We start from the raw sequence: 12204 nt of genomic DNA, 5'->3' as shown, positions 1-12204 counted from the left end.
AATAAAAAAACCGGCGGCTGCCGGTTTTTTTATCGGGCGATGCCAGGATTATTGATCGTGCAGGGTCTCATCTTCACGGCAATCGCCTTCTGCACAATGTCCATACAGATAAAGGCTGTGATTGGTCAGTTTGATGCCGTGGCGCGTGGCAATTTCGCGCTGACGGGCTTCAATGGACTCATCGCTGAACTCGATCACTTTACCGCAGTCAAGGCAGATGAGGTGATCGTGGTGGTGCTGTTGCGTCAACTCAAAAACAGATTTTCCACCCTCAAAGTTATGACGGGTGACGATGCCTGCATCATCAAACTGATTGAGAACGCGGTAAACCGTTGCCAGGCCAATCTCTTCACCCATGTCAATCAGACGCTTATACAGGTCTTCCGCACTGACGTGATGGGACTCAGGTTCCTGAAGCACTTCCAGAATTTTCAGACGGGGAAGCGTGACCTTCAGGCCGGCCTTTTTTAATGCGATGTTGTTGTCAGTCATGCGGATATTGTCCTGTTACTTTTCAGTTCATTTTAGGGCTGTAAATTGTATCATGTGTCCTGCCGAACGAAATTGCGTCTCATTATAGAACTGATGCGTTGAAATGAAAATGACCGGGGGCGATTCCTCTAAGGAGTGTAAGGTTTTTTCGCTGTGCTTTTACGCTGCCTCGGATCATGCTGGTTTGACATTTCGCTGCCTCATCATGCGTGACCGGGATAATAACGGGCGCTGAGAACACTTTTTTCCAGTACGGGTATTTTACAGTTATGCAGATGAAAGTTACAAATATGTAGCTATTACTTCTATAGGAAAATTCAATGACGTGATGTGAGAGCGATCTCACATCCGTCGCCAGGGCCGATCAGGCCTCAATGATCGCCTGTAGCTGTAACTCTTCGTACAGCTGTTTAACCCACTTATCAACACGCTGGTTGGTTAATTCTGGCTGGCGGTCTTCATCAATAGCCAGACCAAGGAAATGATCGTCATCCGCCAGCCCTTTGGAGGCTTCAAAATGGTAACCGGCAACAGGCCAGTGACCAACAATTACCGCCCCATTAGGCTCGATAATGTCACGAATGGTTCCCATCGCATCGCAAAAATATTCTGCGTAATCTTCCTGATCGCCGCAGCCAAACAGCGCCACCAGTTTACCGGTAAAATCGATTTCTTCCAGCGTCGGGAAGAAATCATCCCAGTCACACTGCGCTTCACCGTAGTACCAGGTGGGAATACCCAGCAGCAGAATATCAAAGGCTTCCAGGTCTTCTTTGCTGCTTTTAGCGATATCGTGAACCTCAGCTACCTCTTTGCCCAGTTGCTTTTGGATCATTTTTGCAATGTTTTCAGTATTGCCTGTATCGCTGCCAAAGAAAATGCCTACGATTGCCATGTGTCAGATAACCTCTTGATACTCAATGATACGGTGACTGCCGGGATACGTTAGTTAACGCCAATAATAGCAGAGCAGGCCAGGGGGATAAATCTGTAATGCCATCCGTTTTGTCGCTTTGTGCCTTCTGTGAGCGATTATTTACGGTTGTCAGTCAGTTGGGTAATGAGCATTTCTTCAATTAGCTCACTACGGCTGATTTGTCGCGCTTCGGCCAGCTGATTAAGCGCGTCAACTGCGTCCGCCGTCATTTTCAGTTCGACGCGCCGTAAACCGCGCACCTTGTCGCGTCTGAGCTGGTTACGCTTATTAATGCGTAACTGTTCGTCCCGTGACAGCGGGTTGGTTTTCGGCCGTCCTGGACGGCGCTCATCTGCAAACAGATCGATTGTTGTGCGATCGGTGTTTTCTTTTGCCATTGCGTTGTTCAGGGCTGAAAGTCATCCCCCAGAGCGGCACTGGCCGCCTGAGGCAGAAAAATTAGCGCGCCATCATACCCCAGGCTACAGAGAGAGAACAATCGGGAAATCGTTGTTTTTTAAAGCGCAAAAAAACGCCGCAGCGCACGTAATACCGCCTGTGGTTTTTCGGCATGCAGCCAGTGACCCGCACCGGCTATGACATGCGCCCGGGCTGCGGGAAACTGCGATAGCAGCGTGTCACGATAGTCATCGCTCAGATACGCCGACCGATCGCCGCGAATAAAGAGGGCAGGGCCATGCCAGGCTGGCACTGGCTGCCAGCCGATGAGGGTCGGGTAATTACGCCATAAGGCATCGACGTTAAAACGCCACTGACCGCGATCAAACGATTTGAGCAGAAACTGGATAACGCCTTCTTCTTCAACAAAGCCGCGCATCAGTGTACTGGCGTCGCTGCGGCTGGTGATGCCTGCTTCAGTCACTGCGCGTAGTGCAGCAAAAATGGCATCATGATGGCGCTGCTGATAAGCCACTGGTGCAATGTCCAGTACCGCCAGCTGGCCGACGCGTTGCGGGGCGAGGGCGGTTAACGCCATGGCTATTTTTCCGCCCATTGAATGGCCGATAACGTCAACCTCTGCGATGTGCAGCTGGTCGAGGGTATCGATGAGATCGCCGGCCATCGCGCGATAACTCATCTCATCGGCGCACGCAGAATGGCCATGATTGCGCACATCAACCAGCACTATCTGACGTTGGTGTTGTAAATCGCGTGCCAGGACACCCAGATTATCAAGATTGCCAAATAAACCGTGTATCAGCAGCAGCGGACGCGGGGCCGCGTCAGATTGGTTAGTTAGCAGGCGGACATTCAAATTCATGGCAAAGTTCTTACAGTTAACGTGTGCGCATAGGTTATCATGCTTTTCATCTGAACCGGCGGCGGGGCGGCGGGTTATTGAGCGATTTTTGCGGCATAATCTGACTTTTGCCTGCAAAGCGTTGTGACGCTACACCCTGACCGGATTTAACTTTATAATCCTCGCGTTAGCATCGCCTTGTGCTGGAACAGACTATGTCCCCCAGCGCTGGCGGCTGTTCAACGAAGCAATAATCGTACTGGATAAAGATGAAAACCATAGAAGTCGACGAAGATCTATACCGCTATATTGCCAGTCATACTCAGCATATTGGTGAAAGCGCCTCGGATATTTTACGACGCATGCTGAAATTCACGGCGGAGGGCGTCAGTGCGCCCGTAATCACGCCGGAGCAGGCAAACAAACAGGCCGGCAAGGTTGCTCATCGTCCACAGGATCGGGTGCGTGCCGTGCGTGAGCTGCTGCTTTCTGATGATTATGCTGAGCAGAAAAAAGCGGTTAACCGCTTTATGCTGATTCTCTCGACACTCTATGCGCTCGATCCTGGTGCGTTTAAAGCGGCTACTGAATCGCTGCATGGTCGTACTCGCACCTATTTTGCCAGCGATGAGCAAACGTTGCTTCAGAATGGAACCCATACCAAGCCGAAACCCGTTCCCGGCACGCCGTACTGGGTTATTACCAATACCAACACAGGTCGTAAACGCAGCATGGTCGAACATATTATGCTGACGATGCAGCTACCGGCAGAACTGGCCGGGCGCGTTTGCGGCACCATTTAATAAAGCGTCTCAGGGAGTCGTGTCAATGGCTAACCACCCACGTGCCGGTCAACCGACCCGGCAGAGCGATTTGATTAATGTTGCACAGTTAACCTCACAGTATTACGTGCTAAAGCCGGAAACAGGCAATGCGGAGCATGCGGTAAAATTTGGCACCTCCGGCCATCGCGGCAGCGCAGCGCGCCACAGTTTCAATGAAATGCATATTCTGGCTATTGCCCAGGCGATTGCCGAAGAGCGTAAAAAGAACGGCATCAGCGGCCCGTGTTATGTGGGAAAAGATACCCATGCCCTTTCTGAACCGGCGATTATTTCGGTGCTGGAAGTGCTGGCTGCCAATGGTGTTGACGTCATCGTGCAGCAGGATAATGGCTACACCCCGACGCCGGCGATTTCAAATGCCATTATTGAGCACAATAAGCGTACAGCTGCCCAGGCTGACGGCATTGTGATCACGCCGTCTCATAATCCTCCCGATGACGGGGGCATTAAATACAATCCGCCTAATGGCGGTCCGGCAGATACCAACGTAACTAAAGTGGTGGAAGAGCGCGCTAATCAGCTGATTGCCGGAAATTTACGGGAAGTTAAGCGTCTGTCCATCGCTGAAGCCTGGGCCAGCGGTCATATTATTGAGCAGGATCTGATTCAGCCTTATGTTGAGGGATTAGCTCAGGTTATTGATTTTGCCGCTATTCAGAAAGCCGGACTTAACATTGGCGTTGATCCCCTTGGGGGATCTGGCATGGCCTACTGGCAGCGTATTGCTGAACACTACCAGTTGAATCTGACTATCGTTAACGACGCCATTGACCAGACTTTCCGCTTTATGCATCTGGACAAAGATGGCGCGGTGCGCATGGACTGTTCATCGGAATGCGCCATGGCGGGTCTGCTGGCGCTGAAGGATAAGTTTGATCTTGCCTTCGGTAACGATCCCGATTATGACCGCCATGGTATTGTTACTCCGGCGGGCCTGATGAATCCTAATCACTACCTGGCGGTGGCGATTAATTATCTTTTCCAGCACCGACCGCAGTGGGGCAAAGAAGTGGCTGTCGGCAAGACCCTGGTATCCAGTGCGATGATCGATCGGGTAGTGAACGATATCGGCCGCAAACTGGTGGAAGTCCCGGTTGGCTTTAAATGGTTTGTTGATGGGTTGTTTGACGGTAGCTTTGGTTTTGGTGGCGAAGAGAGTGCCGGCGCGTCGTTCCTGCGTTTTGATGGTACTCCCTGGTCGACGGATAAAGACGGCATTATTCTTTGCCTGCTGGCCGCAGAAATAACGGCCGTAACCGGCAAAAACCCCCAGCAACATTATGACGAACTGGCTGCCCGTTTTGGTGCGCCGAGCTATAACCGTCTGCAGGCGGCTGCAACGTCTGCGCAAAAAGCGGCACTGTCAAAGCTTTCACCAGAAATGGTCAGCGCTGACACCCTGGCTGGTGATGCCATTACCGATCGTCTGACGGCTGCGCCGGGTAATGGTGCGTCGATTGGCGGTCTGAAAGTGATGACCAAAAACGGATGGTTCGCCGCCCGTCCTTCCGGCACGGAAGATGCTTACAAAATCTATTGTGAAAGTTTTCTCGGCGAGGCGCACCGTTTGCTGATTGAAAAAGAAGCGGTTGAAATTGTCAGCGAAGTGCTGAAAAACGCCTGATTTCAGAATAATATTTGCTCAGAAATCGCCGCAAGTGCATGGCGGCATTGTTGGTAACGCGACCCCCTGTCAGCCTGAGGCTGACAGGGGGTTTTTTATGGCATAAAGCGGTAACCTACCCCGGTTTCGGTGAGCAGATAACGTGGCTGCGCCGGGGTGATTTCCAGCTTTTGCCGCAGATGCCCCATATAAATACGCAGGTAATGGGTATGCTCAACCGCATTGGGTCCCCAGACTTCATTGAGCAGCTGACGCTGAGTCAGTACCTTACCCGGATGTGTCATTAACGCGGTCAGCAGGCGGAATTCAATTGGCGTCAGATGAAGAAATTCTTCGCCCCGCATAACCTGACGTTCAGCAATGTTTAGCGTGATATCACCAAAGCGCAGGATACTGCTGTTAGCGGGTTGGGCACCATTTCTGTGACGCAGTGCTACCCGCACTCTGGCCATCAGTTCACCGGTACCGAAAGGCTTGCTAAGAAAGTCATTGGCTCCGCCATCCAGCGCGTTAATTTTATCCTGTTCTTCGTCACGGGCTGACAAAACGATGATCGGCACCGCTGACCACTGGCGAAGATCTTTGATAAACAGGTTACCGTCACCGTCCGGCAGGCCAAGGTCTAAGATCACCAAATCGGGTTTGCGGGTGGCAGCTTCAATCAGTCCGCGCTGCAGCGTTTGTGCTTCGAAGACGCGCAGTGATTCTGATTCAAGTGTGATGCGCAGAAAGCGCCGAATCTCTTTTTCATCTTCAACAATCAGAATGCTGGTCTGGTTCTGGTTCATGCCGGGTCCGCGTCAGCGTAAAGTGTATCTGAGAAGTAATTTAACAAAAAAAAACGGATTATGCTGATAAAGGCGTCAGTCGACGAGGCCGGCAGGCGACCTGTGATACGTTTATGCGCATGTTGCGCTTAGGCTGAAAGCCGCGTGCTTGCCGGCAAACGGTAAAACGCACAATTTGCTTAGGTGAACTGGTCGGATGAGTATTTTTTTTATACAAAAAATGGTATGGTTTGCTGCATGTTTTAGCCATGTATCACAGGAGGACATATGGCGCTTTATCATCCCTATTCACCTCTTCACATTTTTTTCCGTCGCCTGCTGGCGCTGACTCTTGGCGTGTTGCTATTTCCTCTGATGCTTCGCCGTCGCCAGCGCACACGTTGCTACAGTTACCTGCACCGTTACTGGTCGAAAACCAGCGAAAAACCGGTCTGGCTGTCGCAGGCTGAATCAACCGGTGCCTATTATTACTGAGCAGTGCTCACGCTTTCTGTTTCCTTACTATCCCGCTTATAGCGGGATTTTTTTGCCGCCTTTCAGAGAGATTTTTACCGCCAGTACACCGTTTTGCGCTACACTCTAACTTATACAAAGTTATTGGGGTTGTACAACTATGGCGGAAAAAATCCCTGTCGGCATAAGCGCCTGTCTGATCGGCAAAAACGTCAGGTTTGATGGCGGTCATAAGCGCTGTGAATTTGCTACAGAGCGACTGGCCCCCTATGTGCGCTTCGAGCCGGTCTGCCCGGAAGTGGCGATTGGCCTGGATACACCGCGTCCGGCACTGCGGTTGGTAGAACAGCCTGACGGCGAGCTGGCGCTGAGATTCAGTAACGGCGACGGAGCGTCATTGAGCCATCAGATGCAGCAATTTTCCCGACAGAAAGTTGCCAGCCTTGGCCATCTTTGTGGCTATATCGTCTGCGCAAAATCCCCCAGCTGTGGCATGGAACGGGTCAGGGTATATCAGCCTGATAGTAATAATAATCGTAAAGCCGGTCGTGGCCTGTTTACCGACCAACTGATGCGAGCTATGCCGTGGCTACCGGTGGAGGAAGAAGGGCGGCTTAATGATGCGACAATCCGGGAAAATTTTGTCGAGCGCGTCTACACCCTGCATGAATTTCATTGTTTATGGCGCAGCGGTCTGAGCCGCGGAAAGCTGATGGCATTTCATAGCCGCTACAAGCTATCGCTACTGGCACATAATCAGCAGGCCTATCGCGAGCTGGGGCGTTTCGTTGCCGCAATCGATCGCTGGAGTACGTTAGCAGACTTTGCCGGGGAATATCGTCAGCGCCTGATGGATTTACTGGCAAAACCGGCTACCCGTCGTAATCATACCAATGTGCTGATGCATGTTCAGGGCTACTTTCGCCCCCAGCTGAATTCAGCGCAGCGCCAGGAACTGGCGGCACTGATCGAACATTACCGGCGTGGCTGGCAGCCACTGTTAGTGCCTATCGCACTGCTCAGGCACTACATGGCGCAATACCCCCATAGCTGGCTGGCGCAGCAGCGCTATTTTGAACCTTATCCGGAAGCCTTACGGCTGCGTTATGGTCACTGACTATCGCTAAGGAGCTTTATGAAAACCCATCTGGTGTGGCTGCGTAACGATCTGAGAATACATGACAATTATGCACTTCACGCCGCTTGCCGTGACGAAGGGGCGAAGGTTATTGCATTATTTATCGCGACGCCGGGGCAGTGGCGACGACATGGGATGGCGCCGATGCAAGCCCGGTTTCTCTGGCATAGTCTGCAGGATGTGCAGGCCAGCCTGGCGGAAAAGGGCATTGCGCTTTATCAGGAAAATGCGGTCGATTATACTGCGTCGGTTACTACCCTCGCTGCTTTTTGTCAGGCCCATTGCGTTGACCGACTGTTTTACAATTACCAGTACGAAATCAATGAACGCGATCGGGACGTGCAGGCGGAGCGCCTGCTGTATCAGGCTGGTATTGACGTTCAGGGATTTGATGACAGCGTATTGTTTGCGCCAGGGACAATACTGACGAGCAGCCAGTCAATGTATAAAGTGTTTACCCCATTTTCCACGGCGGTTGTCAGTAAATTACAGCAGGAATTGCCTGCTTGCGTGAAAGCGCCGGCCGCGCGGCCAGGCGCTCCCCTGCAACAGATCCCGCGGTTGCAGCCGTTCGACTATGCCGATCAGGCGTATGATGAAAACATGTTTCCTGCCGGTGAACAAGCTGCTCTGCGGCGGCTGCGTCAGTTTTGCCAGACGGCACTGGCGGCCTATCCCGATCAGCGTGATATACCGGCGCAGGATGGGACCAGCCGCCTGTCGGTCTATCTGACACTGGGCGTGCTTTCTCCCCGTCAGTGTCTGCACCGGGTGCTGGCAGAGTCCCCCCGGGCGCTGGAGGGGGAACGGGCTTTTATCTGGCTTAATGAAATTATCTGGCGTGAGTTTTATCGCCATCTGCTGGTGGCCTGGCCAGACTTATGTAAACACCAGCCTTTCATTGGCTGGACGCGTCATATCCGCTGGCAGGAAAACGCGCATTATCTGCAGGCCTGGCGTGACGGGCAGACCGGTTATCCGATTGTTGACGCCGCCATGCGTCAGCTTAAAACGCTGGGCTGGATGCATAACCGCCTGCGCATGATTAGCGCCAGTTTTCTGGTAAAAGACCTGCTGCTGGACTGGCGTGAAGGTGAGCGCCACTTTATGCACCATCTGATAGACGGCGATTTAGCAGCCAATAACGGTGGCTGGCAATGGGCTGCCTCAACCGGTACTGACGCTGCTCCGTATTTTCGTATTTTTAATCCGACAACTCAGGGTGAACGTTTTGACCCCAGCGGCGATTTTATTCGTCGCTGGCTGCCTGAACTGAAGGATGTGCCGGATAACGCTATCCATCAGCCCCACGAGTGGGCAAAAAAAAATCAGCAAAAACTCGCATATCCGTCACCAATTGTGGAACATAAAGCGGTAAGAAAACTTACGCTGGCTGCTTTTGAGGCGGCAAAGAATCAACAGGAAGAGTGATGGACAATAGCGAACTCGAACGGATTATTAATCACAAGCTCAATAGCGATGCCTTCCAGGACTATGCCCCTAACGGTTTACAGGTTGAAGGACGCAGGGAGATCCAACGTGTGATAACCGGTGTCACTGCCTGTCAGGCATTGCTGGATGAAGCGGTGCGTCTACAGGCCGATGCGGTGCTGGTTCACCATGGCTATTTCTGGAAATCAGAACCGGCGGTAATTGGTGGCATGAAACGGCAGCGATTAAAGACCCTGCTGGCGCATGACATGAATCTTTTTGCCTGGCATTTGCCGCTTGATGCCCATCCTGCGTTAGGCAATAACGCCCTGCTGGGCAATATGCTTGGCATAACCACCCGGGGTGAAATTACCCCGCTGGTGCCATGGGGCGAACTGGCTGCACCGCTGGATGGTGCGGCATTTTCGCAGCGCATTGCTGAGGTGCTGAACCGCACACCGCTCCATTGTGGTGACCATGCGCCGGCGCAAATTCGCCGGGTGGCATGGTGCAGCGGCGGTGGTCAGGGATTTATCGATGACGCCGCGGCCTTTGGTGTTGATGCTTTCATTAGTGGTGAAGTATCAGAAAAAACCATACATACCGCACGTGAGTGCGGGCTGCATTTTTATGCAGCAGGGCATCATGCCACAGAACGCGCGGGTATCCGCGCACTGGGAGAATGGCTGGCTCAGCAGTATGCGCTGGATGTCACTTTTATCGATATTGATAATCCGGCATAGCCGCCAGCGTAGCTGACGCCCGGCACTGATGGCCTGTCAGACAACGCCTCACAAGGGACGCAGTCTGACAGGCAACGACAGGGTATTATTCAGGGAGCGACAATGCCAGAAGGTCCGGAAATCAGGCGGGTAGCTGATAAGATTGCACACGCGGTGGGCCACCAACCGTTGACTGATGTATGGTTTGCTATGCCGGCATTGAAAACCTATGAACCGGCACTGATAGGTGAACAGATAAGCGCGATTGAAACCCGCGGTAAGGCGATGCTGACGCATTTCAGTAATGGCCTGACGCTTTACAGTCACAATCAGCTTTATGGTCTCTGGCATATTACTGGCGCAGCAGAGACGACCGTGAGTCACCGGGTGCTGCGCGTGCGGCTGGCCACGGCGGAAAATCAGGCTTTACTTTACAGCGCCTCGGATATTGCACTGCTCGACGCCAGTGGCCTGGCACAGCATCCCTTTTTACAGCGGGCAGGGCCGGATGTGCTTGACCCGACACTGGATGTCAGCGCCGTGGCCGCGCGGTTGCTGTCGGCGCGTTTTTGCCGGCGACGTTTCAGCAGCCTGCTGCTGGATCAGGCTTTTCTGGCCGGGCTGGGGAACTATCTGCGGGCGGAGATTCTGTGGCATGCGGCTTTACTGCCGACGCATCGCGGCATTGATTTAACCTCCCGTCAGTGTGAGACGCTATCACGGGCGTTAATTGCGGTGCCGCGACTGTCCTACCAGACGCGCGGTACCATGGAAACAGACAGCCAGTTTCGTTTTGAAGTTTTCCAGCGTCAGGGGAAAAAGTGCCGGCGCTGCGCGAGCATTATTGAGAAAACCCATCTGGCTTCACGTCCCTTTTTCTGGTGTCCGGGCTGTCAGAAATAAAAACAGGCGCTGCTGCGCCTGTCTGATGATAGGGCGAAAAACGGCTGTTATTTCAGATTAGACTTGAAGGTACGTTTTTCATAACCAGTATACAGCTGACGCGGACGGGCAATTTTCATTCCTTCATCATGCATTTCTTTCCAGTGGGCTATCCAGCCAACGGTGCGCGCCATCGCAAAAATAGCGGTAAACATTGAAATAGGAATGCCCATTGCTTTCAGAATCAGGCCGGAATAGAAGTCGACGTTAGGATAGAGCTTGCGTTCGATGAAATAGGGGTCGTTAAGCGCAATGTGTTCCAGTTCCATGGCCACTTCCAGCAGATCGTCCTTCATGCCCAGTTCCTGCAGCACTTCGTGACAGGTTTCACGCATAACAGTGGCGCGTGGATCGTAGTTTTTGTACACCCGGTGGCCGAATCCCATCAGGCGGAAAGAGTCGTTTTTGTCTTTTGCCCGGCGCAGGAATTCCGGAATATGGTCAACGGTTTCAATCTCTTCCAGCATACGCAGACAGGCTTCGTTGGCACCGCCGTGCGCCGGCCCCCACAATGAAGCTATTCCGGCAGCAATACAGGCAAATGGGTTGGCTCCGGAAGAACCGGCAGTACGAACCGTCGAAGTAGAGGCATTCTGTTCGTGGTCGGCATGCAGGATCAGGATGCGATCCATGGCCTTTTCCAGTATCGGGTTAACTTTATATTCTTCACAAGGTGTTGAGAACATCATGTGGAGGAAGTTGCCGGCGTAGGAGAGATCGTTACGGGGATAAACGAAAGGCTGACCGATGGAATATTTGTAACACATGGCGGTGACGGTCGGCATTTTAGAGAGCAGACGGAAGGCGGCAATATCACGGTGACGTTCAATATTGACATCCATGGCATCGTGATAAAACGCTGCCAGTGCCCCGGTAACACCACACATGACCGCCATTGGGTGAGAATCACGACGGAAGCCGCGGAACAGATGCGTGATCTGTTCATGAATCATCGTGTGTCGGGTTACCGTGGTTTTAAACTGTTCGAACTCTTTTTTGCTGGGGACTTCGCCATTTAACAGGATGTAACAAACTTCAAGATAATTCGAATGGGTTGCCAGCTGATCAATGGGGAAACCGCGATGTAACAGTATGCCTTCTTCACCATCAATGAAGGTGATTTTTGACTCGCAGGACGCCGTGGATGTGAACCCCGGATCGAAGGTAAACAGATTGTTTGAACCCAGGGTACGTACGTCAACGACGTCCTGGCCGAGGGTGCCTTTTAGCACTTTCAGCTCAATAGGTGTTCCGCCTTCAAGGGTAAGCGTTGCTTTTTTATCAGCCATTTACAGTCTCCTTAGCGCCTCATAGTGGGAATCTTCGTCCTGTGAAATGCACCATGTCCGGTACTGCTTTCGCCGGGTGCCACGCTGGTTAGTCTGGGGCATTTTCGCCTTCGGGTACAGAGCCAGACGCGCATGTCAGCATGAGGGCACGATTAGTTTGCGTTTCATGGATGTTAAAGATTCGGTGTGGTCACGACTTACTCATTTAGCGTAAATCTGAACCTGAAAATCAATGTTTTTTGTTACCTAACAGATAAGCGTTATAGATTAACAGGATGCCCAATGTTACATAACTTGTGCTTA

The 12204-nt window shown here is 52.3% G+C and carries 13 protein-coding genes; 7 read left to right on the top strand and 6 right to left on the bottom strand.

Annotated features, from left to right (window positions below):
• Nucleotides 1–48: 48 nt before the first annotated feature.
• The 4 genes from fur to BL249_RS08240 all read right to left on the bottom strand — a co-directional run bounded on the left by fur (nt 49) and on the right by BL249_RS08240 (nt 2690).
• Nucleotides 49–492 (bottom strand): ferric iron uptake transcriptional regulator, encoded by a 444-nt coding sequence (fur, locus tag BL249_RS08255; protein ID WP_099707056.1) that lies wholly within the window; start codon nt 490–492, stop codon nt 49–51.
• A 364-nt stretch (nt 493–856) separates the two neighbouring features.
• Entirely contained in the window at nt 857–1387 is a 531-nt protein-coding gene (fldA, locus tag BL249_RS08250; RefSeq protein ID WP_099707055.1) for a flavodoxin FldA, read from the bottom strand.
• 137 nt (nt 1388–1524) lie between these two features.
• Nucleotides 1525–1806 carry a LexA regulated protein gene (ybfE, locus tag BL249_RS08245; protein ID WP_099707054.1) on the bottom strand — a complete coding sequence of 94 codons (282 nt, stop codon included), beginning with the start codon at nt 1804–1806 and terminating at the stop codon, nt 1525–1527.
• A gap of 119 nt (nt 1807–1925) precedes the next feature.
• On the bottom strand, nt 1926–2690 hold the full coding sequence (locus BL249_RS08240) for an alpha/beta fold hydrolase (RefSeq protein WP_099707129.1): 765 nt from the start codon (nt 2688–2690) through the stop codon (nt 1926–1928).
• Nucleotides 2691–2938: 248 nt separating this feature from the next.
• On the opposite strand from BL249_RS08240, the gene seqA reads away from it, so the two are divergent.
• Together seqA and pgm are read left to right on the top strand one after the other, a co-directional pair.
• Complete coding sequence (gene seqA, locus BL249_RS08235; RefSeq protein ID WP_099707053.1) at nt 2939–3472, top strand: replication initiation negative regulator SeqA; 534 nt, start codon at nt 2939–2941, stop codon at nt 3470–3472.
• Between the two features lie 25 nt (nt 3473–3497).
• Complete coding sequence (gene pgm / locus BL249_RS08230) at nt 3498–5138, top strand: phosphoglucomutase (alpha-D-glucose-1,6-bisphosphate-dependent) (protein ID WP_099716813.1); 1641 nt, start codon at nt 3498–3500, stop codon at nt 5136–5138.
• Nucleotides 5139–5233: 95 nt separating this feature from the next.
• Here pgm and kdpE read toward each other — a convergent pair whose 3' ends face one another.
• Complete coding sequence (gene kdpE, locus BL249_RS08225; RefSeq protein WP_099707051.1) at nt 5234–5926, bottom strand: two-component system response regulator KdpE; 693 nt, start codon at nt 5924–5926, stop codon at nt 5234–5236.
• Nucleotides 5927–6193: 267 nt separating this feature from the next.
• On the opposite strand from kdpE, the gene BL249_RS08220 reads away from it, so the two are divergent.
• From BL249_RS08220 to nei, 5 genes are all read left to right on the top strand, one after another.
• The gene (locus tag BL249_RS08220) at nt 6194–6400 is read left to right on the top strand and encodes a DUF2517 family protein (RefSeq protein ID WP_099707050.1); all 207 of its coding nucleotides are present in this window, start codon (nt 6194–6196) and stop codon (nt 6398–6400) included.
• Nucleotides 6401–6539: 139 nt separating this feature from the next.
• Nucleotides 6540–7496 carry a YbgA family protein gene (locus tag BL249_RS08215; RefSeq protein WP_099707049.1) on the top strand — a complete coding sequence of 319 codons (957 nt, stop codon included), beginning with the start codon at nt 6540–6542 and terminating at the stop codon, nt 7494–7496.
• Between the two features lie 18 nt (nt 7497–7514).
• Nucleotides 7515–8948: a deoxyribodipyrimidine photo-lyase gene (gene phrB / locus BL249_RS08210; protein WP_099707048.1), complete on the top strand. Its 1434-nt coding sequence runs from the start codon at nt 7515–7517 to the stop codon at nt 8946–8948.
• Nucleotides 8948–9691 (top strand): type 2 GTP cyclohydrolase I, encoded by a 744-nt coding sequence (locus BL249_RS08205; RefSeq protein WP_099707047.1) that lies wholly within the window; start codon nt 8948–8950, stop codon nt 9689–9691. The genes phrB and BL249_RS08205 overlap by 1 nt, the downstream gene beginning before the upstream one ends.
• Nucleotides 9692–9793: 102 nt before the next feature.
• Nucleotides 9794–10573: an endonuclease VIII gene (gene nei / locus BL249_RS08200; protein WP_099707046.1), complete on the top strand. Its 780-nt coding sequence runs from the start codon at nt 9794–9796 to the stop codon at nt 10571–10573.
• A gap of 47 nt (nt 10574–10620) precedes the next feature.
• Here the strand turns inward: nei and BL249_RS08195 are convergent, their stop codons facing one another.
• Nucleotides 10621–11901, bottom strand: coding sequence for a citrate synthase (locus BL249_RS08195; protein ID WP_099707045.1), 1281 nt, complete (start codon nt 11899–11901; stop codon nt 10621–10623).
• Nucleotides 11902–12204 lie beyond the last annotated feature (303 nt).

The organism is Erwinia sp. OLFS4 (assembly GCF_002752165.1).
In the GTDB taxonomy this organism is placed as follows: domain Bacteria; phylum Pseudomonadota; class Gammaproteobacteria; order Enterobacterales; family Enterobacteriaceae; genus Izhakiella.
The sequence above is the reverse complement of the archived record's forward strand: the minus strand, read 5'-3'. Positions and strand labels throughout refer to the sequence as shown.

Excerpts from the sequence above, each read along its gene's own strand:
- fur (WP_099707056.1), bottom strand. The coding sequence starts at position 492 with ATGACTGACAACAACATCGCATTAAAAAAGGCCGGCCTGAAGGTCACG.
- fldA (WP_099707055.1), bottom strand. The coding sequence starts at position 1,387 with ATGGCAATCGTAGGCATTTTCTTTGGCAGCGATACAGGCAATACTGAA.
- ybfE (WP_099707054.1), bottom strand. The coding sequence starts at position 1,806 with ATGGCAAAAGAAAACACCGATCGCACAACAATCGATCTGTTTGCAGAT.
- BL249_RS08240 (WP_099707129.1), bottom strand. The coding sequence starts at position 2,690 with ATGAATTTGAATGTCCGCCTGCTAACTAACCAATCTGACGCGGCCCCG.
- seqA (WP_099707053.1), top strand. The coding sequence starts at position 2,939 with ATGAAAACCATAGAAGTCGACGAAGATCTATACCGCTATATTGCCAGT.
- pgm (WP_099716813.1), top strand. The coding sequence starts at position 3,498 with ATGGCTAACCACCCACGTGCCGGTCAACCGACCCGGCAGAGCGATTTG.
- kdpE (WP_099707051.1), bottom strand. The coding sequence starts at position 5,926 with ATGAACCAGAACCAGACCAGCATTCTGATTGTTGAAGATGAAAAAGAG.
- BL249_RS08220 (WP_099707050.1), top strand. The coding sequence starts at position 6,194 with ATGGCGCTTTATCATCCCTATTCACCTCTTCACATTTTTTTCCGTCGC.
- BL249_RS08215 (WP_099707049.1), top strand. The coding sequence starts at position 6,540 with ATGGCGGAAAAAATCCCTGTCGGCATAAGCGCCTGTCTGATCGGCAAA.
- phrB (WP_099707048.1), top strand. The coding sequence starts at position 7,515 with ATGAAAACCCATCTGGTGTGGCTGCGTAACGATCTGAGAATACATGAC.
- BL249_RS08205 (WP_099707047.1), top strand. The coding sequence starts at position 8,948 with ATGGACAATAGCGAACTCGAACGGATTATTAATCACAAGCTCAATAGC.
- nei (WP_099707046.1), top strand. The coding sequence starts at position 9,794 with ATGCCAGAAGGTCCGGAAATCAGGCGGGTAGCTGATAAGATTGCACAC.
- BL249_RS08195 (WP_099707045.1), bottom strand. The coding sequence starts at position 11,901 with ATGGCTGATAAAAAAGCAACGCTTACCCTTGAAGGCGGAACACCTATT.